This window comes from Thiomonas intermedia, from assembly GCF_002028405.1.
In the GTDB taxonomy this organism is placed as follows: domain Bacteria; phylum Pseudomonadota; class Gammaproteobacteria; order Burkholderiales; family Burkholderiaceae_C; genus Thiomonas; species Thiomonas intermedia.
The window spans coordinates 2,955,668-2,978,246 of record NZ_CP020046.1 but is presented as its reverse complement, the minus strand read 5'-3'; the positions used below and the strand labels follow the sequence as shown (position 1 = coordinate 2,978,246).

Annotated in this window: 18 protein-coding genes; 10 read left to right on the top strand and 8 right to left on the bottom strand. The window is 68.3% G+C overall.

Annotated elements, in window-relative coordinates; all coding sequences use genetic code 11:
* Window positions 1-7 precede the first annotated feature (7 nt).
* From BVH73_RS13900 to ispD, 5 genes are all read right to left on the bottom strand, one after another.
* Window positions 8-1,222, bottom strand: a complete 1,215-nt coding sequence (locus tag BVH73_RS13900) for a DUF1501 domain-containing protein (protein ID WP_079419618.1) — start codon at window positions 1,220-1,222, stop codon at window positions 8-10.
* Window positions 1,223-1,233: 11 nt separating this feature from the next.
* Window positions 1,234-2,937, bottom strand: coding sequence for a DUF1800 domain-containing protein (locus BVH73_RS13895; RefSeq protein WP_154048501.1), 1,704 nt, complete (start codon window positions 2,935-2,937; stop codon window positions 1,234-1,236).
* A gap of 565 nt (window positions 2,938-3,502) precedes the next feature.
* Window positions 3,503-3,967, bottom strand: coding sequence for a DUF192 domain-containing protein (locus BVH73_RS13890; protein WP_079419616.1), 465 nt, complete (start codon window positions 3,965-3,967; stop codon window positions 3,503-3,505).
* A gap of 338 nt (window positions 3,968-4,305) precedes the next feature.
* Window positions 4,306-4,788, bottom strand: coding sequence for a 2-C-methyl-D-erythritol 2,4-cyclodiphosphate synthase (ispF, locus tag BVH73_RS13885; RefSeq protein ID WP_079419614.1), 483 nt, complete (start codon window positions 4,786-4,788; stop codon window positions 4,306-4,308).
* Window positions 4,785-5,522, bottom strand: coding sequence for a 2-C-methyl-D-erythritol 4-phosphate cytidylyltransferase (gene ispD, locus BVH73_RS13880; protein WP_079420665.1), 738 nt, complete (start codon window positions 5,520-5,522; stop codon window positions 4,785-4,787). The genes ispF and ispD overlap by 4 nt, the downstream gene beginning before the upstream one ends.
* A 43-nt stretch (window positions 5,523-5,565) precedes the next feature.
* On the opposite strand from ispD, the gene mfd reads away from it, so the two are divergent.
* Window positions 5,566-9,060 (top strand): transcription-repair coupling factor, encoded by a 3,495-nt coding sequence (gene mfd, locus BVH73_RS13875; RefSeq protein ID WP_079419612.1) that lies wholly within the window; start codon window positions 5,566-5,568, stop codon window positions 9,058-9,060.
* Window positions 9,061-9,129: 69 nt separating this feature from the next.
* Window positions 9,130-10,011, top strand: coding sequence for a phosphoserine phosphatase SerB (serB, locus tag BVH73_RS13870; protein ID WP_079419610.1), 882 nt, complete (start codon window positions 9,130-9,132; stop codon window positions 10,009-10,011).
* 205 nt (window positions 10,012-10,216) lie between these two features.
* Here serB and BVH73_RS13865 read toward each other — a convergent pair whose 3' ends face one another.
* The 3 genes from BVH73_RS13865 to BVH73_RS13855 form a co-directional block, all read right to left on the bottom strand.
* Window positions 10,217-10,765, bottom strand: coding sequence for a glycine zipper 2TM domain-containing protein (locus BVH73_RS13865; protein WP_079419608.1), 549 nt, complete (start codon window positions 10,763-10,765; stop codon window positions 10,217-10,219).
* Between the two features lie 173 nt (window positions 10,766-10,938).
* Entirely contained in the window at window positions 10,939-12,264 is a 1,326-nt protein-coding gene (locus BVH73_RS13860) for a DUF2254 domain-containing protein (RefSeq protein ID WP_079419606.1), read from the bottom strand.
* A 12-nt stretch (window positions 12,265-12,276) separates the two neighbouring features.
* Entirely contained in the window at window positions 12,277-13,509 is a 1,233-nt protein-coding gene (locus BVH73_RS13855) for a cystathionine beta-lyase (RefSeq protein WP_079419604.1), read from the bottom strand.
* A 310-nt stretch (window positions 13,510-13,819) separates the two neighbouring features.
* Between BVH73_RS13855 and BVH73_RS13850 the strand changes: the two genes are divergently transcribed.
* The 8 genes from BVH73_RS13850 to BVH73_RS13810 all read left to right on the top strand — a co-directional run bounded on the left by BVH73_RS13850 (window position 13,820) and on the right by BVH73_RS13810 (window position 22,569).
* Window positions 13,820-15,160: a hemolysin family protein gene (locus BVH73_RS13850; RefSeq protein WP_079419602.1), complete on the top strand. Its 1,341-nt coding sequence runs from the start codon at window positions 13,820-13,822 to the stop codon at window positions 15,158-15,160.
* Between the two features lie 338 nt (window positions 15,161-15,498).
* Window positions 15,499-16,398, top strand: a complete 900-nt coding sequence (locus BVH73_RS13840; protein WP_079419598.1) for an AEC family transporter — start codon at window positions 15,499-15,501, stop codon at window positions 16,396-16,398.
* A 141-nt stretch (window positions 16,399-16,539) separates the two neighbouring features.
* Window positions 16,540-17,031, top strand: coding sequence for a SixA phosphatase family protein (locus BVH73_RS13835; protein ID WP_079419596.1), 492 nt, complete (start codon window positions 16,540-16,542; stop codon window positions 17,029-17,031).
* Window positions 17,032-17,147: 116 nt separating this feature from the next.
* Window positions 17,148-17,945 (top strand): GNAT family N-acetyltransferase, encoded by a 798-nt coding sequence (locus tag BVH73_RS13830; RefSeq protein ID WP_079419594.1) that lies wholly within the window; start codon window positions 17,148-17,150, stop codon window positions 17,943-17,945.
* A 116-nt stretch (window positions 17,946-18,061) separates the two neighbouring features.
* Window positions 18,062-19,444, top strand: a complete 1,383-nt coding sequence (gene bioA / locus BVH73_RS13825; RefSeq protein ID WP_079419592.1) for an adenosylmethionine--8-amino-7-oxononanoate transaminase — start codon at window positions 18,062-18,064, stop codon at window positions 19,442-19,444.
* Window positions 19,410-20,630, top strand: coding sequence for an 8-amino-7-oxononanoate synthase (gene bioF, locus BVH73_RS13820; RefSeq protein WP_079419590.1), 1,221 nt, complete (start codon window positions 19,410-19,412; stop codon window positions 20,628-20,630). Before bioA ends, bioF begins: the two co-directional genes overlap by 35 nt.
* The gene (gene bioD / locus BVH73_RS13815) at window positions 20,627-21,346 is read left to right on the top strand and encodes a dethiobiotin synthase (RefSeq protein WP_218919034.1); all 720 of its coding nucleotides are present in this window, start codon (window positions 20,627-20,629) and stop codon (window positions 21,344-21,346) included. The genes bioF and bioD overlap by 4 nt, the downstream gene beginning before the upstream one ends.
* On the top strand, window positions 21,343-22,569 hold the full coding sequence (locus tag BVH73_RS13810; RefSeq protein WP_079419586.1) for a cytochrome P450: 1,227 nt from the start codon (window positions 21,343-21,345) through the stop codon (window positions 22,567-22,569). The genes bioD and BVH73_RS13810 overlap by 4 nt, the downstream gene beginning before the upstream one ends.
* Window positions 22,570-22,579 lie beyond the last annotated feature (10 nt).

The window sequence follows — 22,579 nt, the reverse complement described above, 5'->3', positions numbered from 1 at the left end:
CCCGCCCTCACACCAACTGCAGATCAACCGGTCGGCTACCCGGAAAGACCGCCTCGATCTGCGAAGGCCGCAAGCCCCACAGCCGCTGGAACAGGCCGCCGAGCAGGTCGCGGTCTTCGGTCAGCACCGGATCGTCGCGGTTCTGGTTGAGGGTGGAGGGCGACTGCACGATCTGTTCGCCGGCGATGCGCCCGCCCCGCACCGCGCCGCCCAGCACCCAATACACGGTGCCGTGGCCGTGGTCGGTGCCGCGGTTGCCGTTTTCGCGGAAGGTGCGGCCGAACTCGCTGAGCACGACCACGGTGGTGTGATGCCAGGCGGGGCCCATGGCCTGCGCCAGCCCTGCCAGCCCCTGGCCGAGTGCGGCCAGCTTGTCGGCGAGTTGGCCGCGGGCGCCGTTGTCGGTGGCTTCGTTCACATGGGTGTCCCAGCCACCCACGTCGATGAAGCCGACGTTGAAGCTGTCGCGCATGAGTCCGCCGATGCGCACGGCCTCGGCGACGAAGCCCTTGGGCGCCACCGCGCCGCGGCTGGCGGCGACCATCTCGGCCTGCCAGCCCGAGGCCTGCATGTCCTGCGCCACGGTCTGATGCACGGCGAAGCCTTCGCGCACGGCGGCGCCTTGCGCCGAATGGCTCCACATGCTTTCGATCAGCGCCCGCTGGCGATCGTCGATGCCGGTATGTCCGGCCTGGGCGATGGCGAGGTTGGGCACGCGGTGCGTGCCGCGCAGCGAGAGCGGAAGCTGCGCGGTGAAGGCCATGGGCTGCGCGCGGCCGCCGATCTGCTGCACCAGGCGGTTGAGAAAACCGTCGTTGAAGTCGCGGGTCTGCGGTCCCTGGCCGAGCTCGATGTGGTCCTGGGTTTCGAAGTGACTGCGGGTCATGTCGCGCGTGCCGGCGAAGGGCACGAAGGCCAGTTGCCCGGCCTGCCACAGCGGCAGCATGGACTCGCGCAGCGCGGGATGCAGCGCCCAGTCGGCGTTCAGCGCAATGGCCGCATCGGCGCCCTCGCCCGGCCGGGGCACGGCGATATGCGGACGCGACTCGTAGTAGAAGCTGTTGGCGTGGGGCACGAGCAGATTGGTGGCGTCGTAGGCGCCGCGCAAAAACACCAGGATGAATTTGGGCTGCCCCTGCGCCGCGGGCGCCGCCCAGAGGCGGCTCATGGGCGTGGACAGCGTGGCGGCAGCGGCGGTTTGCAGGAAATGGCGGCGTTGCATGGCAAGCTCCTTCAGGCGTTCATGAATTCCGGTGACGACAGCCACAGCGTGTTCCAGCTCAGGCGGTTGTCGGCCTGCGCCAGCGCCCGCAGGGTGGCGGTGCTGAGCTGGTTTTGTTGCGCCAGATAGACCGCGCTGCGCGCCAGATCGGGCGGCGGGCGGTGCGGCGGTTTGGCCCTGGCGTGGTCGGCCAGCGGCGCGTCCATGGTCTGGGCCATGTCCGCCGTGGCGGGCGGGGCGCTCTGGCGCATGAAGTCTGGCGGCGGGGCGAACAGCGCGGACGCGCCGCCTCCGATCTGCCGCGCCACTTCGAAGCGCGCGGTGAGCTGGCCCGAGCCGTCCCAGGCGCCGGCGTCCAGCGGATAGCCATCAGGGGTCTGGCGCCCGAACAGCGGCTCGCCCAGGCGGGCCAGCATGCCCAGCACCGGCTGCGGGTTGCGGATCGGCTCGTCTCCCAGGCTGGCGCGCAGCGCCGACAGCACATAGCGCGTCGGGTCTTTGAACTGGGGCTGGCGCAGGCTGGCGATGAACGCCGGGCTGGTGAACATCGCCCGCAGCACCTCGGCGATCTGGCCGCCCGTGGCGCGCCAGCGCTGCGTCATGCTCTCGACGAGCGCGGGCGGCGGAGCATCGGCGACGAAATACTGCGCCAGTTGCGTGCTGATGTGCCGCGCCGTGGCGGGGTGATCGGCCAGCAGCGCGATGACCTCGTCGATTTCGTCCAGGCCGCGTCCCTGCAGGGTGTGGCCGAGCACGGTCTTGGGATCGGCGTCGTGCCGTGCGGGGTTGAACACCACCAGCCCCTGCCGCCACAGATCGGCGCGCAGCGCCGGGCGCACCCGCACCGGCTTGTCCAGCAGATCCACCCCCAGGCCGGTGAGCGCGCGCGCCAGGTTGGTCACATCCGCCTGGGTGTAGCCGCTGCCCACGCCCAGGGTGTGCAGCTCCATCACCTCGCGCGCATAGTTTTCGTTCACGTGGCCACGGGCGTTCTGCGCGTTGTTCAGATAAAGCAGCATCTGCGGCGAAAACATCGTGGCGCGCAACAGATCGCGGAACCGGCCCAGCGCGTGCGGCGCGATGACGCGCTGCGTGTAATCGCCCATCATCGGGCCGATATTGCCGCTGCGAAACACGTTGAAGTGATTCAGCCAGAACCAGCTCAGACGCTGCTGCAGCCCGTTCTGCGCATACAGGCCCAGCACCACCTGCTGCGCCGCCGCCTGCTGGGCCAGGTCGTACTTGAAGCGGTTGATCGCCTTGAGCCGGGCCTCGGCGTCGGCCGCGTCGGCCTGCGGGTCGTCCTTGCGGGCCTGGCGGATCGCCCGCTCCTCACGAACGATGGGCGGGATCAGCGTTTCCAGCGGCTGGTTCACCGGCAGCGCGGCGAGCTGCGCCGCCCAGTCCGGCGGCAGGGCCGGATCTGCAGAGGGCTGCAAGAGCTCGTGCAAATAAGCCGTGGCCCCCAAGCGCGCCAACGCCTGCAGCTGACCGGCGCTGGCGCCCCAGCCCACGCGATCGAGAAAGGCCACGGGATCGGCCTGAGCCGCGGCGTCCAGCCTTCCTGCGGGCGCCAGGGCGGCAACATCCGGCGATGCGGCCATCTGGGCCATGGCGGGAGCGTCCAGCACGGCCGTCCCGAAGCCGAGGGCGGCGAGCCTGCCGAGCCAGCGACGGCGCGAAGGATTGCGGGGTGAAGACAGGGCGGAGATCATGGTCGTTGGGGTCGGAAGTCGTGCGAGGGATCAGAAGGTGCGAATGAATCCGGCGTGACCGAGAAGCGCGCCCAAAGCGGATGGGTTCACACCTTCTCAGCACACGCCCCGATGTCCCGGGTGCCATTCACCGTACGGCCCGCGCCAGCCTTGGTGCCAGCAGCCACCGCCCTCCGGCCGTACCACGACCGCGCCCGAGACGCGGGCCGGTGCGATCGGGGCCACATAACAGCCGCCGAGCAGGAGACTGGCCGCAATCGCCAGAGTTGCCAAAGGAAGGCGGCGCGAACGGGCCGCTTGTTTCAGGGCCTTCATTGCGCGATCTCCCGGCTGATGGCGTCTTCCTGACGGTTCAGCGGAGCGGTGAGCACGGCGCTGACGGAGAGCAGCGCGAGCATGGTGGGACGAAGGGGAGCGTGCATGATGGACTTTCTTTGAGTTTCGACAGGGAACACAGCCATGGCAGCCATGTCGAATCAACGAAAGTCCCCCCGCTCCGGCGACATGCGCGCCGCACGGAGATGTCACCAGTTGTGTCGCCCGGGGATCGGCCGGAAAGCGCCGGTCAGCGGCCCGCGGCCGACAGGCCCAGCACACTCATGCCCGGCCGGACGCCGCGCTGCGCGAACCAGTGCAGCGGCGCCTCCAGTGCGTAGCGCACCTCGGTCTGCGCGCAATGCACGTCTTCGGTCTGGGGCTGCATGTCGGCGATGTTGACGATGCGGCCCTGCGCCGTGATGAAGGCGACCGACAGGGGGATGAGGGTGTTCTTCATCCACATGCAGACCGGCTGGGTCTGGGCGAAGACGAAGACCATGCCGTGATTCGCCGCCAGGCTGCGGCGGTTCATCAGGCCGGTCTGCTGCTGCTCGGCCGTGGCCGCCACCTCGGCCGTCAGGGCGTGACGGCCCATCTGCAGGCGCACCTGCGGCAGGCCGGTGTTCACCTCGGTCTGGGCGGCCCACAGCGGGGTCGCGCCCAACAGGCCGAGCAGAAGAAAAAACAAGCGCAGGAAGCGGTGTGGCGTCATGGTCGGCTCCGGGTTCAACCCAGATTTTCCATGATTGATCCGCCACGTTGCGGTTTGAAACGGCTCCCCACCCCAACCCTCCCCACAAGTGGAGAGGGAGCCAACACGCCTCCCCCACAGCGTGGGTGAGGTCGGGAGGGGCTTACGCAGATCACGCGCAGCGCTGTTTACTCCTCCCCCACGATGTGGGGGAGGCTGGGAGGGCTTACGCAGATCACGCGCAGCGCAGTTTTCTCCTCCCCCACGACGTGGGGGAGGCTGGGAGGGGGAGCAAGATGCCGCAAGCGGCCGCCAGGGATCGAGTAGGCCCGAAGGGCCGTCCGATGGAAAATCTGAGTTCAATCGCGCTGCAACAGGCAGACCGCACTGGCGGCGATGCCCTCGCCGCGGCCGACAAAACCCAGACGTTCGGTGGTCTTGCCTTTGACATTGACCTGCTCAAGCTCCACCGCCAGCAGCGTGGCGATGCGCTGGCGAATGGCGTCGCGATGGGGCGCCAGCTTGGGCGCCTGGGCCATCACGGTGCAATCCACATTGACGAGGCTCCAGCCCCGCGCCTGCACGCTTTGCCGCGCCTGCTGCAGCAGTTCGCCCGAATCGGCGCCCTTGAAGCGCGCATCGGTATCGGGGAAATGCTGGCCGATGTCGCCCAGCCCGGCCGCGCCCAGCAAGGCGTCGGTGATGGCGTGCAGCAGCACGTCGGCGTCGGAATGGCCGAGCAGGCCGAGGTGGTATGGAATCGTCACGCCGCCGATGATGAGCTTGCGGCCGGGAACGAGGGCGTGGACGTCGTAGCCCTCGCCTATGCGGATTTGCGTCATGGGCTTGCTCCTGTTCGTGCGGCGAGCAAGGCCTGCGCGAGCTCGAGGTCCTGGGGATAGGTGATCTTGAAATTCCACGACGCGCCAGTGACCAGCAGAGGGTGCGCGCCCTGCCGCTCCATCGCGCTGGCTTCGTCAGTCAGCGCAACGTGATCAGCAAGCGCCGTCTGCAGCGCGCAGCGCAGCGCGCCGATGCGAAACATCTGCGGCGTCTGCGCCAGCCAGCGCCCCTCGCGCGGCTCGGTGCGCGCCACGCGGCCCTGCGCGTCGGCGGCCTTGAGCGTGTCGGGCAGGGGCAGCGCCAGAAGTCCACCGACGTCATCGGGCAGGCAGGCGTCGATCAGGCGGTCGATCAGCTCGGGCGTGATGCAGCAGCGTGCGGCGTCGTGCACCAGCGCCCAGTCGCTCACGTCGGCGCCGGAAGCGAGCAGAGCCTCCAGGCCGCCGAGCACGCTGTGCGCCCGGGTGGCGCCGCCGCGCGGCACCCGTTGCAGCCGCGCATCGGCCTGCAGGCTGTCGGCCGCCCAGGCGTCGCCCTCCTGCACCACCACCGACACCGAGGCGATGCGCGGCGTCTGCAGAAACGCCCGTACCGTGTGCTGCACCACGGCCTCGCCCAGCAGCCGCCGGTACTGCTTGGGCGCGTCGCCGGGCAGGCGCGATCCGGCGCCGGCGCTCGGAATCACGGCGTGGCAGCTGACGGGTCGAACCAGGGAAGCGGGCGGCATTTGCATCACGACACACGGGTGCCCATGACTTTGGGCGAAAATTTGAACAATGTCTATTGTCCATGCCCTGCGCGCCCAAGTGCCCGCGCTCAAGCCCGGCCAGCGTCTGAGCTGGCCGCTTCCCGCAGGCAGTGCCGATGCGCTGCTGCTGGCCGAGTTGTGCGCCCCGCGCGATGATGCGGCGCCCTGGCTCATCGTCACCGAAAGCGCCAGCGACGCCCAGCGCCTGCTCGGCGAGATGCCGTGGTTCGCCCCGCAATTGCGCGTCGGCCTGCTGCCCGACTGGGAAACCCTGCCTTACGACAGCTTTTCGCCGCACCAGGACCTGATCTCCGAACGGCTGGCCACGCTGTGGGCCATTCACAACCGGCAGATCGACGTGGTCATCGCCCCGGCCAACACCGCCATCCAGCGGCTGGCGCCAGCGGAATTCCTCGCGGCCTACACCTTCGATTTCCGCCAGGGCGAGGCGCTGAACGAAGCCGCGCTGCGCGCCCAGCTCGTGCTCGCCGGCTACAACCACGTCAGCCAGGTGATGGCCCCGGGCGAATACGCGGTGCGCGGCGGCCTCATCGACCTGCACCCCATGGGCTCGCCCGTGCCCTACCGCGTGGACCTGTTCGGCGACACCATCGACGCCATCCAGGCCTTCGATCCCGACACCCAGCGCAGCCTCTACCCGGTCAAGGAAGTGCGGCTGCTGCCCGGCCGCGAATTTCCGCTCGACGATGCGGCGCAGAAGCGCTTTCGCGCCCGCTGGCGCGAGGTGTTCGAGGGCGACCCCAGCCGCAGCCCGCTCTACAAGGACATGGGCAACGGCGTGGCCGGGCCCGGCATCGAGTACTACCTGCCGCTGTTCTTCGAGCACACCGCCACCCTGCCCGACTATCTGGGCGAACGCACGCGCGTGGTGCTGCACGGCGACATCGCGCTGGCCATCCAGAAGTTCTGGGCCGACACGCAGGAGCGCCACCGCCTGCTGCGGCACGACCCCGAACGCCCCGCCCTCGCCCCCGACCAGCTCTTTCTGAACGAGGAGGCATTCTTCAGCCGCATCAAGCCTCTCGCCCAGCTTGCGCTGCGCCCGCGTGCCGACGCCGGGCCCTCGCCGGACGCGGCCGACAAACCCACCAGCAGCGCCCTGCCCGACATCAGCGCCGACCGCCGCGCCACGCGGCCGCTGGCGCGCCTGGCGCAATGGCTGGAGGAAGGCCGCGCGCAGCACCGGCGCACGCTGCTGCTGGCCGAGTCCGCGGGACGCCGCGAAACCCTGCGCGAACTGCTGCAGGAGTCCGGGCTGTCGGCCCAACCCGCCGAGAGCTGGGAGGACTTCGTCCAGGGCACCACCGGCTTCGGCCTCGCCGTGGGGCCGCTGGCGCGCGGCTTCTCGCTGCCGGCCGACCGCCTGGCCGTGCTCACCGAGACCGAGCTGTTCGCCCTCAACCCGGCCCAGCGCAGGCGCCGCAAGCAAGAGCAGGCCAGCAATGTCGACGCCCTGATCCACGACCTCGCCGAGCTGCAGCCGGGCGATCCGGTGGTGCATGCCAACCACGGCATCGGCCGCTATCAGGGTCTGGCCGAGCTCGATCTGGGCGACGGCCCGGCGGAGTTTCTGCATCTGGTCTATGCCAACGATGCGGTGCTGTACGTGCCCGTGTCGCAACTGCACCTCATCGGCCGCTACAGCGGCGCGGCGCAGGAAGACGCGCCGTTGCACACCCTCGGCTCGGGCCAGTGGGACAAGGCCCGCCGCAAAGCCGCCGAGCAGGTGCGCGACGCCGCCGCCGAGCTGCTCAACATCTACGCCCGCCGCGCAGCCCACGAGGGCCACGCCTTCCGCTACGCGCCTCAAGACTACGAGGCCTTCGCCGCGAGTTTCGGCTTCGAGGAAACGCCCGATCAGGCCGCGGCCATCCACGCGGTCGTGCAGGACATGATCTCCCCCAAGCCGATGGATCGCCTGGTCTGCGGCGACGTCGGCTTCGGCAAGACCGAGGTGGCGCTGCGTTCGGCCTTCGTCGCGGTGATGGGCGGCAGGCAGGTGGCCGTGCTCGCGCCCACCACCCTGCTGGCCGAGCAGCACTGCGAGACCTTCCGCAACCGCTTCGCCGACTGGCCGGTGCGCATTGCCGAGATGTCGCGCTTTCGCAGCACCAAGGAGATCAGCGCCGCGCTCGACGGGCTGGCCCGCGGCACGGTGGACATCGTCATCGGCACGCACAAGCTGCTGTCGCCCACGGTCAAGTTCGACCGGCTGGGCCTGGTCATCGTGGACGAGGAGCACCGCTTCGGCGTGCGCCACAAAGAGGCGCTCAAGGCGCTGCGCGCCTCGGTCGATCTGCTCACCCTTACGGCCACGCCCATTCCGCGCACCCTGGGCATGGCGCTCGAAGGGCTGCGCGACCTGAGCGTCATCGCCACCGCGCCGCAGAAGCGGCTGGCGATCAAGACCTTCGTGCGCAGCGAAAGCGGCGCCGTGATGCGCGAGGCCATGCTGCGGGAAATCAAGCGCGGCGGCCAGGTGTACTTCCTGCACAACGAAGTCGAGACCATCGAGAACCGCAAGCGCCAGCTCGAAGAACTGGTGCCCGAAGCGCGCATCGAAATCGCCCACGGCCAGATGCCCGAGCGCGATCTGGAGCGGGTGATGCGCGACTTCCACGCCCAGCGCTTCAACATCCTGCTGTGCACCACCATCATCGAGACCGGCATCGACGTGCCCAGCGCCAACACCATCATCATGGCGCGGGCCGACAAGTTCGGCCTGGCCCAGCTGCACCAGTTGCGCGGCCGCGTCGGGCGCTCGCATCACCAGGCCTACGCCTATCTGCTGGTGCCCGATGTGCAGAGCCTGACCAAGCAGGCCGGCCAGCGGCTCGAAGCCATTCAGCAGATGGAAGAACTGGGCTCGGGCTTTTACCTCGCCATGCACGACCTGGAGATTCGCGGCGCCGGCGAGGTGCTGGGCGAGCAACAGTCGGGCAATATGCAGGAGATCGGCTTCCAGCTCTACAACGACATGCTGACCGAGGCCGTGAAGGCGCTGCGCGCAGGCCGCGAGCCCGACCTGCTCAACCCGCTGGGCGTGACCACCGAAATCAATCTGCACGTGCCCGCCCTGCTGCCCAACGACTATTGCGGTGACGTGCATGCCCGGCTATCGCTCTACAAGCGACTGGCCAGCGCCACCCACAGCGCCCAGCTCGACAGCGTGGCCGAGGAAATCGTCGATCGCTTCGGCCGCCTGCCGCCCGCCGCGCAGGCGCTGGTGGACACGCACCGGCTGCGGCTGATCGCGCAGGGCTACGGCATCACCAAGATCGACGCGTCCGAGGACGTGGCCATTCTGCATTTCCGCAAGGATGCCCCGGTGGACGCCGCCCGCATCATCGACCTCATCCAGAAGAACCGCCACATCAAGCTCACCGGCAACGACCGGCTGCGCATCGAGCGCCCGACCAAAGACGCCGCGCAGCGCGCCCAGCTCATCCGCGACACGCTCAAACAACTGGGCGCGCCCCGGCCCGAGGTGGCGATCGTCTGAGGCCGGGCGTAAAGTTCGACGCAAACCTCCAACGCCAGCCTCTGCACTCCACAACTCCCGAAGCCCATCATGTACCACCTCGTCGTTCAGCGTCACACCTCCGCGCTCTCCCAGGACAACCTCGACCACCTCTGCCACATCGCAGCCCCGGTCAGCCTCGAAAAATTCGCCGATGACCACGGCCCCAACCGCGGTCACAACGCCGCCCGGCTGCGCGACATCCGCAGTGCCGGCCCCGGCATGCGCCGCACCCTCGACAGCTATTGCCGCGAGCACCACATCGACTGGGCCATCGTCCCCGCCGGGCTGCACCTGGGCGACTTCAAGCTGCTCGCGATGGACATGGACTCGACGCTGATCAACATCGAGACCGTCGATGAAATCGGCGCCGCCGTGGGCAAGAAAGACGAGATCGCCGCCATCACCGCGGCCGCCATGCGCGGCGAAATCACCGACTACGCCACCAGCCTGCGCCAGCGCGTGGCCCTGCTCGGCGGCGTGCCGCTCACCGCCCTCGACAAGCTCTACACCGACACCCTGCGGCTGAATCCCGGCGCCGAAACCCTGCTGGCCGCGGCCAAGGCCGCCGGGCTGAAAACCCAGCTCGTCACCGGCGGCTTCACCCACTTCACCGACCGGCTGAAACAGCGCCTGGGCTTCGACCGCGTGGCCGCCAACGTGCTGGGCGTGAAAGGCGACGCCCTCGACGGCACACTCAACGGCGACATCATCGACGGCGAAGCCAAGAAAAAGGCCGTGCTCGCGTTCTGCAGCGAGCTGGGCTGCGACCCCGGCGAAGTGCTCGTGCTCGGCGATGGCGCCAACGACCTGCCGATGATGCACGCCGTCGGCTTCAGCGTGGCCTACCACGCCAAACCCAAGGTACGCGAAGCCGCCACCGCCGCCATCGACCATGGCGGCCTCGACAGCCTGCTGCACTGGTTCGAATAAGCGGCCACGGGCCTCTCAAGGAAACGCCGGGGCGCTCAGCAGCCCCCGCCCCACTCCCTGCGGGAGAGGGAACAAAAAGGCCGTGAGCGTTGATCGATCTTCTCCCTCTCCCTCAGGGAGAGGGCGGGGTGAGGGTGGCCGAGATTGATAAAAAACCCCGCTGGGTCGCAAAAATGCCGGAAACCCCGCTCGGCCCCGCACCGGCTTACGGCAGACCGACCGCCGGATACTGCGATCCCGCCATCGCCCCCACAGCCGCGCCAAGCGCCGCCGCCGCCGTCTTGCCATTGCCGTGGCCGAAGCGTGAACCCACCAGCCCACCGACCACCCCGCCGATCACCGTGCCCGGCGTGATCTGCGTGGCGTAGGGATTGGCCGCATTGGCCCCCACCACCGCGCCCAGCGCGGCCCCCGTGGCCGCCATGGCCGTGCGGCCGTTGCCCGCCCCGAAGCGCGAACCGACCAGCCCCCCTGCCACCGCCCCCAGCGCCGCACCCGGCAGAGCCGATTGCGCCACCGGCGCAGGGGCGTAGCCCGGCTGCGGCGCGTAAGTCGGCGGCGGCTGCACATAGGTCGGCGGCGGCGCATAAGCGGGCTGCGGTGCATACGCTTGCGGCTCCGCCACATATACGCCCGCATAGGCAGGCTGCTGTGGCACCGCATACGCCGTGGGCGCAGGCGGCGGCACCACGGCGCAACCACCCAGCACGACCATCATGGCAACACCCCCCAGCAAACCAATACGTCGAATCATGACGCTTCTCCTTGGAGCGATAGACACTGGTCCGACAACGCACCTCGCCCAGACTTTGACGACAGCCGCCGAGGTAACCCGCGGTCTGTGTCGTACGCAGATGTAACGACGGTTGTCGTAGTCCAAGCAAGGGCTGGGGCGCCCTGGAAACCGGGCCGCCTCAGGCACGTCCGTCAGCCTGCGTCGGTTGCGGTGCGAAGCTCGCGGGCCAATGTGGCGATCTGGGCCTTTTCGCTATCCAGGTCCAGCCGCACGGCGGCGTACTCGGCAGCCAGGGTGGCCTGTGCGATGGCCTGTTGCCGCAGTTTGCCGCCGGTGTTCAGCGCCACGGCTGCGAGAGTTTTTTGCAGCCGGGTCGCCACTTCCAGCAACCCTGCTGCGTCGCGCGAGAGCGGGCCGAAGGCGTCCTGGATGAAGTCGGCCTCGTCGATGGCGGGAACGGTCACGCGCGGATAGCGCGGCGGCTTGCCGTCTTGCGGGGTGGCGCCGGCCTGGGGTGGGTGCGCGATCAGCACCCGGCCCAGCACGCCGAGTATGGCGATGCCGGTGCCCGGATCGTTGACGGCGGGCGACAGGGCGCGCAGCGCAATCTCGCTGAGCACGATGAGGCCGTGCCGCGGGTCTTGCAGCATGTCGCGTTCTCGGGCCACGTCGAAGGCGGCGCGCAAGTCTTCCAGGGCCTGGCGGTCGGGTGAAGCGCCGCTCAGCACGGCAAGGGGCCGCGCGGGATGGGCGTACACGCCGGGCCTTTCGCGCAGGTGCACGGTGCCGCCCAGGCGCTCGGCAACGCGGTCGAGCGCCGCCATGTCCACGCTGCGCAGATAGCCGACCGAGGCGGCCGTGATGACCACGCCCGCAGGTGAGGCTCCGGGCTGTGCCAGCACGCCGCCCATGGCCGGATCGGCGCGGTATTGCGCGTATGCGGCGTCTGCGGCCTGCTCGACGGTCTGCATGGTGTGCGACAGGCGCCCGATTTGCGAGAGGGTGTTGACCCAGGCCAGCAGCCGGAAGATCAGGTGGGCGAGGACGGCCAGCGTGACCAGCAGCAGCACGAAGCGGCCGGCCGAGCCGTAGTAGCCGATGCCCAGCGCGGTGAGCGCCACGACCGAGTAGATGAAGGTGGAGAGAAAGGCGGCGATGGCGGTCTGCGCATCGTCGTTGGCGCGCACCAGCCGGGTGGCCCGCGGCGTGGCGCCCGACGAGGCCGAGGCAAAAGCAGACACCAGGATGGAGAGCGAAAACGTGCTGACCGCAAGCATGCTGCTGGCGATGACCGTGAGGATGGTCTTGAGCGCCGAGGGGTCGATGCCGGGGACGAAGCGGTCGGGCAGCAGATGGTCGGCGGCCGAGGCCAGCAGGGCCACCACCACTGCCAGCGCGCTCCACCAGGCGGGGCGAAACCAGAGCTGCTCGCGCAGGCGCGCACGCCAGAGGGCGAGGCGGCGGGGGTCCCAGTCGGGTCGCAGGCGCTGCCAGAGGGCTGGCTTCGGGGTCGACATGCGTGCGGCTGGTCAGGACGCCATGCCTGCGGCGCCGAGGGCGCGGGCCAGGTCGTCGATCAGGTCTTGGGGGTCTTCGAGGCCGATGGCCAGGCGCACCAAACCGCCGGCATGCGGCCAGTGCGACGAGGGGCGCATGAGTTGCACGTCGTAGGGCACGGCGAGGCTGACCGGGCCGCCCCAGGAGTAACCGATCTTGAAGAGCTTCAGGGCATCGACGAAGGCGTCGATCTGCGCCGAGGGGTGGCGCGCATCGAAGACGACGCTGAACAGCCCGCCGGCGGCGGTGCAGTCGCGCTGCCAGTGGGCGTGCCCCGGGCAGCCCGGCAGCGCGGGATGGAGCACCTGCGTCACGGCGGGCTGGTCCTGCATCCACTGGGCGATGCGCCGCGCGCTGGCGTCATGCGCGGCGTAGCGCAGGGGCAGAGTGTGCAGGCCGCGCAGCACGCGGGCCACGTCGTCTCCGCTCACGCCCAGTCCGAGCCGCATGTGGGTGAGCAGCAGGCGTTCGTGCAGGGCGTCGTCGCGGGTGGTCACGCTGCCCATGAGCACGTCGGCGCCGCCGCTCTGGTATTTGGTGAGGGCCTGCATCACCACGTCCACGCCGAGGTCGAAGGGCTGCAGGGCGATGCCGGCGGCCCAGGTGGCGTCGATGGCGGTGCGCACGCCATGCTGCCGCGCCACGCCGATGAGGCCGCGCAGATCGGGCATCTCCATGGTGACGGAACCTGGCGCCTCCAGCCAGAGCAGCTTGGTCTGCGGTGTGATGAGCGCCGCGAGTTCGTCCGGGGTGCAGGTGGCGTCGTAAAGCCGGTGCTCGATGCCCCAGGTGCCGAGGAAGCGCTCGGCCATCTCGCGGCTGGGGCCGTACACGTTCGACGGCAGCAGCACGGTGTCGCCCTGTTGTAGCAAGGCCAGATCGACCAGCGCGATGGCCGAAAGCCCCGAGGGACAGAGCACGCAGTGACGCCCGCCGTCGAGCGCGGCCAGACGTTCTTCCAGCACGAAGGTGGTGGGGGTGCCGTGCAGGCCGTAGGTGTAGCCGGCCTTGCTGCGCCAGTCGCGCGCGCGCAGGGTCGCCACGTCTGGAAAGATCACGGTGGAGGCGTGGTGCACGCCCGGCTCCACCGCCTCGAAACCGGCCGGCGCCTGATACGGGTGGTGTTGCAGCCGGGTGGACAAAGTGAGCTTCTCGGAGGGCAGCAGGGGTTTTTGGTCTAATTGGGACTCTTGTTGACTCGACATGGAATGGGCTCCGGGCAGTTTCGATCTTGTTTTCGTGGCCTCGCGCGGGCCGTCACGACTCGCGCAAGACAGTGAGAAGCATAGGCCGATTGCCCGGTCCGTTCCGCCATCCCTCCTTGGACCCTGACCCTGCGTCTTTGTTGCCCGGCCACGCTGCCGGGTCTGCCACCCCCGCCCTGCGCCCTGCACTCTCCTCGCGCCTTGGCCGCTTCGCCTTCTCGATCCCCTCCCGGGGTTCTGCGTGTGCCCGCCGGGCCGCCATGCCGCCGCCTCGTGTTTTCCGTGTTTCGTCCGCTCTGGAGCGCCCGTCATGGAAGTGCTGATTCTGTTCGGCCTGATTCTGCTCAATGGTCTGTTCGCCATGTCGGAGATCGCGCTGGTCACGGCGCGCCGCGCCCGTCTCACCGCGCTGGCGGAGGCGGGCAACGACAACGCCCGCACCGCGCTGCATCTCTCGGAGCAACCCACGCGCCTGCTCTCGACGGTGCAGATCGGCATCACCTCCATCAGCGTGCTCAACGGTATTTTGGGTGAGGCGGCGTTTTCCGCGCCGGTGGCCGACTGGCTGGTCTCGCTGGGCATGCTGCCCAAATTCGCCGGTGTCACGGCCACGGCCATCGTGGTGCTGATCATCACCTTTGCCTCCATCGTGATCGGCGAGCTGGTGCCCAAGCGGCTGGGCCAGCTCGCGCCCGAACGCATCGCCATGGTGATGGCGCGGCCCATGACCTGGATCGCCCGCGCGGCCTCGCCCTTCGTCAAGCTGCTGTCGATCTCGACCGACCTGCTGCTCACCCTGCTGCGCGTGCGCCACGACACCATGCCGCAGATGACCGAGGCCGAGATCAACGAGGTGCTCGAAGAAGGATCGGACGCCGGGGTGATCGAAGAGCAGGAACACGAGATGGTGCGCAATGTGTTCCGCCTCGACGACCGGCAGATCGCCTCGCTGATGACGCCGCGCAACGAGATCGAGTTCCTCGACGTCGATCAGCCGCTGAGCGAAAACCTGAACAAGATCGCGCAGTCCACGCATTCGCGCTTTCCGCTGGTCAAGCGCGGGCTGGAGGAAGTGGTCGGGCTGGTCTCGACCAAGGAGCTTCTGGGCCGTTTCATCCGCCGCGAGGGCATCGACGATCTGAGCAAGGCCGCCATTCCAGCGACCTTCGTGCCCGAAAGCCTGACCGGCCTGGAACTGCTGCAGACCTTCCGCCAGAGCGCCGAACACACCGCCATGGTCATCGACGAGTACGGCCAGACCATGGGCATCGTCACCGTGCAAGACCTCATGGAAGCCATCGCCGGGGAGTTCAAGTCGCATCCGTCCGAAGAACCCTGGGCGATGCAGCGCGAGGACGGCTCCTGGCTGATGGACGGCCTCATCACGGTGGACGATCTCAAGACCCGCCTGAATCTCGCCCACCTGCCCGACGAGGAAAAGCAGCGCTACAACACGCTCTCGGGCATGTTGATGCTGCTGCTCGCGCGCCTGCCCGCCACCGGCGACATCGTGCACTGGGGCGACTGGACTTTCGAGATCGTCGACATGGACGGCAAGCGCATCGACAAGGTGCTGGTGCAGCGCAAACCGCCGGAGGCAAGGGACGAATTCTCCGATGCGCCCGAAGGGCGCGAATCGCGGCCCTATTGATCCTGCCTTGAGAAGAACGAACGGGTCATGGGCCGCGCCATGCAAGCGTCTCCCCCTCCCAACCTCCCCCACGCTGTGGGGGAGGAGAAGACTGCGCTGCGCGCGATCTGCGTAAGCCCTCCCAACCTCCCCCACGTCGTGGGGGAGGAGAAAACTGCGCTGCGCGCGATCTGCGTAAGCCCTCCCAACCTCCCCTACGTCGTGGGGGAGGCGTGTTTGCTCCCTCTCCACTTGTGGGGAGGGCCGGGGTGGGGTTCAAACGTCGGCCTGCCGAATCCATGTGACGCCGTGACGACGCTGAACAAGCCCCGGCGCGGCCGCGCCCCCATTCACTGACCATGCTGCACGACGCCCTGCTTCTCCTGCCCGACTTTCTGCTGATCGTGCTGGGACTGGCGCTGGTGCGCCTCACCGCGCTCAACCGCAGCGTGTGGGACGGCGTGGAACGCCTGGTGTACTTCGTGCTGTTTCCGGCGCTGCTGTTTTCCACCACCAGCCGCGGCCATGCCAGCCTGGGCGACACCCGCGATCTGGTCATGGCCGACGCCGCCATGCTGCTCATCGGCATCGCGTTGGCTTATGCCGCGTTCTGGGCGCGCAAGGCCGACCGCCGCTGCGTGGCCAGCGGCGTGCAGACGGCCTTCCGCTTCAACTCCTATATCGCCCTGGCGGTAGCCGACCGCGTGGGCGGACCGCCCGCGGTGTCGCTGGTCGCGGTGCTCATCGCCCTGGGGGTGCCGCTGTGCAATGTGGCGGCCGTGTGGGCGCTGGCGCAGCATGCGCAGAGCAATGTCTGGCGCGAGTTGCTGCGCAACCCCCTGCTCATCGCCACGCTGTCCGGCCTGACCGTGCATGCCCTGGGCTGGACTCTGCCCGAACCCATCGTGCCGGTGCTCGATCGGCTGGGTCAGGCGTCCATCGCGCTGGGGCTGATGACCGTGGGCGCCGGCCTGCAGTGGCGCGGGCTGCATCGCGAACTGCCGGTGGGGCTCTGGTTTCTGTCCATCCGGCATGTGCTGCTGCCCCTGGTTGCGATGGCGCTGAGCTGGGGCCTGGCATTGCCGCCCCTGCAGGCGCTGGTCCTGGTGCTGTTCGCCGCCATGCCCACGGCATCGAGCGCCTACGTGCTGGCCTCGCGCATGGGGGGCGACGGCCCTTACGTCGCCGGTCTGGTCAGCCTGTCCACCGTGCTGGGCGCCATCTCCATTCCGCTGTTTCTCGCCGTCATGCGGCACTGAGCCGACGACGGGGCGACCCGGGCCCAGTCGCTGCGTCTGCGCACGACGCATACTGCCTGTTTCGGTGTGGATTACATCGAAGTGACATGCGGTCCATGTATCCTGGCAAGCTCTTACAACACACGCACTTTCCTGCCTAACATGCCGAATTTCCATGTCATTTTCTGGCGACACGCCGAGGCCGAGGAGGCCCCCGGATCGGTGCAGGGCGACGAGGCCGACCTGCGGCGCAACCTCACCAAACAAGGCCGCCGCGACGCCGCCCTGGTTGCCGGCTGGATCAAGTCGCAACTGCCCAAACCCTGGACGGTGATCTCCAGCCCGGCGCAGCGCGCGCGCCAGACCGCGCAGCATCTCAACGACTATGCCGGTACCGATCCGCGACTGCGTCCCGGCGCGGCGATGGAAGACCTGCTTTCGGTCGTGTCGGAGTTTCCCCGCGAAGGCGGAGCGCTGATCGTGGTCGGCCACCAGCCCACCCTGGGCCGCGCCGGGCTTTACTGGATCACCGGCTGCGACCAGCAGTTCTCGATGCGCAAGAGCGGCCTGCTCTGGGCCGTGGAGCGCAGCCGCGAGGCCGGCATCCAGCGCAGCCTGCGCGCCTGCATCAGCGCCGATCTGCTCGACAACTGAAGACGTCGATCACAACTCGTCAGCTCGTTTGCACAGTCACACCAAATTCACAAGACCTTCACTGAACTGTCACGCGGCTTTTCTATCTTTCTTCCAGATACTCTGGAGGAAAAACCATGTTCGATGACGAACACCCGCATCCGGTGGCGATGCGGACCCCGTACAACCCGGCCCTGACCAGAGCCGGTGCAGCGAAAACCCAGTCCAACGTCACGGTGGCCTGGGCGCGCCATGCCGACGAGGTGCGCGAGGCCCAGCGACTGCGCTACAAGGTGTTCGTCGAGGAGATGGGCGCGCAGATCAAGACGCCCGAGCCGGGGCTGGACATCGATCTGTTCGATGCCTACTGCGACCATCTGCTGGTGCGCGACGCCGAAGGACGCCTGATCGGCACCTACCGCGCGCTGCCTCCGCACCAGGCCAAGCGCGTGGGCACGCTCTACACCGAAACCGAGTTCGATCTCACCCGCCTGCACCACCTCAAGCCGCGCTTGCTGGAAATCGGTCGTTCCTGCGTGCACCGCGACAACCGGACGGGCGCGGTCATCATGGCGCTGTGGAGCGGCATCGCCACCTATATGAAGCGCCAAGGCCTGGACGCGCTCATCGGCTGCGCCAGCATGTCCATGCACTGCGGCGGACACACCGCCGCCAGCCTCTGGGCCCAACTGCAGCGCAGCCATCTGGCCGCCATCGAAGACCGGGTGCATCCGCGCCTGGCGCTGCCGGTGCAGCACCTGCGACAAGACCTCGCGGTGGAGCCACCGCCGCTGCTCAAGGGTTATCTGCGCGTCGGCGCCAAGGTGTGCGGCGCCCCCGCCTGGGACCCGGACTTCGGCGTGGCCGACTTTCCGGTGCTGCTGCGCCTGAGCCAGGTCAACCAGCGCTACGCGCGACACTTCCTCGGCGGCTGAAACACACGGGCGTCGTTGTAACATGCGCGCTTTCGCGGCGAAGCCACTGCCTGCCCACGGCAGAGACGCAGGCTACAGAGTGCGGCGCGCACCGCGACAACCGCCATCCGGTGTCCATGCCCGACTCCCTCACACAACGCAGTCTGCAAGCCGTCTGGCATCCCTGCACGCAGATGCAGCGCGCTGTCCACGCCCCGCCTCTGGGCATCACACATGGCGAGGGCCCCTGGCTCTTCGACGAAACCGGTCGCCGCTACTTCGACACCAGCAGTTCGTGGTGGGTCAATCTTTTCGGCCACGCCGACGCCGGCATCAATGCCGCCCTGAAAGACCAACTCGACCGCCTGCCCCACGTTATGCTGGCAGGCTGCACGCACCCACCTGTAGTCGAGCTGGCTGAACGCCTGTCGCGCCTGACCGGCGATGTTCTGGGGCATTGCTTCTTCGGCAGTGACGGTGCATCGGCAGTGGAAATCGCGCTGAAGATGAGCTTCCACTACTGGCGCAACACGGGAAAGACCGACAAGCAGGAATTCGTATGCCTGCGACAGAGCTATCACGGCGAAACCCTGGGTGCGCTAGCGGTCACCGACGTAACCGTGTTCCGGGACGCCTACGACCCGCTGCTAATGCGTGCGCACTTCGTGATGTCGCCCGACGCACGACAGGCCGAGCCAGGCGAGACCGCCGCCGACGTGGCGCAGCGCGCGGCAACGGCCTTGCGCACGCTGCTGGAAGCCCGCGGTGATCGCATCGCCGCCGTCATCCTAGAGCCGCTGGTGCAGGCCGCCACCGGCATGGCGGTATACGACCCCCTCTACCTGCGGCAGGTCCGCGCGTTGTGCGATGCGTTCCAGGTGCTGCTGATCGCCGACGAAATCGCCGTGGGCTGTGGGCGCACTGGCACGTTCTTCGCGTTCGAGCAAGCCGTACTGCCCGGCGAAGCGCCGATCTGGCCAGATCTGCTGTGCCTGTCCAAGGGCATCAGCGGCGGCTATCTGCCTCTGTCCGTGGTGTTGTCACGCCCGGCGCTCTTCGCCGCCTTCCTCGACGACGACGTGGCACGCGGTTTCCTGCATTCGCACTCCTATACCGGCAACGCGCTGGCCTGCCGCGCTGCGCTCGCAGTGCTCGACCGCTTCGACAGCGCCAACGTGCTTCAGGTCAACCGCCAGCGCGCCTCGCAGCTCTCCCGGGCCCTGGAGCCGCTGCATGACGATTCGCGGCTGGAACACTTGCGCCAGATCGGTATGATCTGGGCCTTTGACGTGCGCGAGCCCTTTGCCGGGCCGCGTTTTGCCGAGCGTTTTCACCTTGCTGGCCGAGAGCGCGAACTGCTCATTCGCCCCATCGGCCGCACCGTGTATCTGATGCCGCCCTATGTGCTCGATGCTTCCCTATCCGACTGGCTGGCGCAGCAACTGCGTGCCACGCTGAACGACGTCATTCAACAAACCCGCCCCGGTGCTGATCGACCATCTGAGCCAACAATTGCTTGAGCGCTCTGCGGCGGGCCTGCGACGACGACGACGCACGGCCGCGACGGCCTGCGCGCCAAGGCAACAGGTGAGCGACGACAACAGCACGCCGCCACGCGCCATGCTCGGCTTCTGCAGCAACGACTACCTTGGGCTGGCCAGTCATCCGACCCTGATTGAAGCCTTGGTCGAGGGCGCCCACCGCTACGGCGCCGGCAGCGGCGCCTCGCATCTGATCAGCGGTCATGGCGAGGCGCATGCCGCCCTCGAGGACCTACTGGCGCACTGGATGACTTCGTCTATTCCCCATGCGCGCGTGCTCACCTTCAGCACCGGATACATGGCCAATCTGGCACTGCTCACGGCGCTGGGCGATTCCAGCGCCACGGTGTTTTGCGACAAGCTCAACCACGCCTCGCTAATCGACGGCGCCCTGCTGGCCAAAGCCCAGGTACGGCGCTACCCCCACTGCCATCTGACGACGCTCGAGCGGCAGCTGAAGGTCTGCGCCACGCCGATTCGGCTTATCGTCACCGACACCGTGTTTGGGATGGATGGCGACCAGGCCGACCTCGCGGCCCTTCTGGCACTGGCCGAGCGGTACGACGCCTGGTTGATCCTCGACGACGCCCACGGCTTCGGCGTGCTCGGCCAGCATGGCCATGGCAGCCTGGCGCAGGCAGGTCTGCGCAGCGAGCGTTTCATTCTGATGGGCACGCTGGGCAAGGCCGCAGGCGTCAGCGGCGCGTTCATTGCAGCCCACCCTGTCATCATCGAATGGCTGCTGCAGACGGCGCGCACCTATGTGTTCACCACGGCAGTCCCTCCCGCGCTGGCCCATGCCCTGCGCACCAGCCTGCAGCTCATTGCCGGCGATGAAGGCATGCGCCGCCGTGTCTTGCTGCGCCAGCACATCGCCCAATTGCGCAGCGGCTTGCAGGATCTGATTGACGCTTATCCTGCAGCAGGCTGGGTACTGGGCGCCTCCGACACGGCCATCCAGCCACTGATCGTGGGTGACAACGCCAGGGCACTTGCGCTGTCCGACAGGCTCGACACCCAAGGGATGTGGATTCCCGCCATTCGGCCGCCAACCGTGCCCACGGGCACCGCCCGCCTGCGCATCACCCTGAGTGCCTCCCATACAGCGGATGACGTGCAGTGCCTGCTGGCCGCGCTGCATACCGTGGCAAAGGAATGGACATGACACCGCCCCTCGCCGCGCGCGGCTGTTTTGTCACCGGAACGGACACCGAAGTCGGCAAGACCCGCGTCAGTGCCGCGTTACTACGCTGGTGCGCCGATCAAGGCTGGCGCAGCGCCGGGTTCAAGCCCGTGGCCGCAGGGCTTGAGCAGGTAAACGGCCAGTGGTGCAACGCCGATGTTCAGACGCTGCAGCAGGCCAGTTCGGCATCGCTCACCGACGCGCAGGTCTGCCCCTTCTCCTTCGCCGCAGCCTGCGCTCCGAACATCGCGGCCGATCTCGAGGGCCGCAACATCGACTTCGACAGCCTGCTATCGGCCGCCCACGCACTGAGCCTGCGGGCCGATGCACTGGTGATCGAAGGCGTGGGCGGATTTGTCGTTCCCCTCAACGCCCAGCACGACACCGCCGATCTGGCCCAAGCGTTCGGACTGCCCGTCGTGCTCGTCGTCGGCCTCCGTCTGGGCTGTCTCAACCATGCCCTGCTGACTGCTGAAAGCGTGCATGCGCGTGGTCTGCGGCTGGCCGGATGGGTCGGCAACACGGTGGATGCCGCCATGCCCTGGGTGGAGGCCAACCTTGCCACCCTGCGAGAGCGACTGTGGACGCGCTATGGCGCCGTCGATCTCGGCCACGTCCCGCGCCTGCCCGATCCCTGCCCTCAGGCGCTTCTCGCCCACCTCGATCCCGCCGGGTTGCGGCGGCTGTTCGCCCAGTGAACACCGTACTCGTTCCGGGAAGCTCTGATGCCCCGTTTCTGAGGAATCCCTATCCGACCTATCAGGCGCTGCGCGACGCCGGGCCGCTGCACTGGAGCGAGGAGTTTTTCGGCGGCGCCTGGCTGTTGACCCGGCATACCGACGTCGAAGCCGTGCTGCGCGATCCACGCTTCTCCGCCCAGCGCACCGGCGGCTGGATCAATGACGTAGAGCTGCAACGCGGCGAATTCTCGCGCTTTCAACACCTGTTCTCGCGCGCCCTGCTGTTTCTCGATGCGCCTGAGCACACCCGAGTGCGCGGGCTGATGCAGCCCGCCTTCCGCCCCGATGCCTTGGCGCTGCTGCGGCCACGCATCGAGCACATCGCCGACACCCTGCTCGACGCCATCGACCCCGATGCCTCGTTCGACTTCATGGCCAGCGTGGCCAGAGTGCTACCAGTACGCGTGATCTCGATGCTGCTGCTGGGCACGGCACAGGCCAACAGCGAGGATCTGTTGCGCTGGTCGGACGATCTCGCCGCCTTCATCGGTGCGCCTCAGCCCACGCGCGCCCTAGCGCAGCGCGCGCAGACCGGCGTACTAGCGTTGACGCGCTTTTTCGCCCGGAAACTCGACGAGCCGGACGACGCCGAGCCGCCAGCCCTGCTCGGCGTGCTGCGGCAGGCGCGCTCGCGGGGCGCGCTGAAGGACGATGCCGAACTGCTCGCACAATGCGCCATGCTGTTGTTCGCCGGGCACGAAACCACCCGCAACCTGCTGGGCAATGGCCTGCTCGCCCTGCTCACCCATCCCGACCAATGGCAGGCCTTGCTAGACGACCCCGAACGCACGCCCGGTGCGGTACGCGAACTGCTGCGCTACGACAGCCCGGTGCAATACAGCGGCCGCCGGGTAACCACGGCGCTGACCCTGCACGGCAGACAACTCAAACGTGGTGATCTGGTGCTGCCGTTGATCGGCGCGGCCAACCGCGATCCGTCCCGCCACCCGGACCCCGACCGGCTCGACATCCTGCGCCCCGACCCGGGCTCGCTGTCCTTCGGCTCCGGCATGCACACCTGTCTGGGCGCTGCGCTCACCCGTTTGGAAGCCGACATCGTGCTGCGGCGCCTGCTGCCGCGCTGGCCACGGCTTCGGCTGGCGCTGCAGCCGCAGCATTTGCAATGGAGCGCCAACCCGGCGTATCGAGGCCTGCGAGCCCTGCCGCTACTCGCCTGTTAAGCCCGCTGTG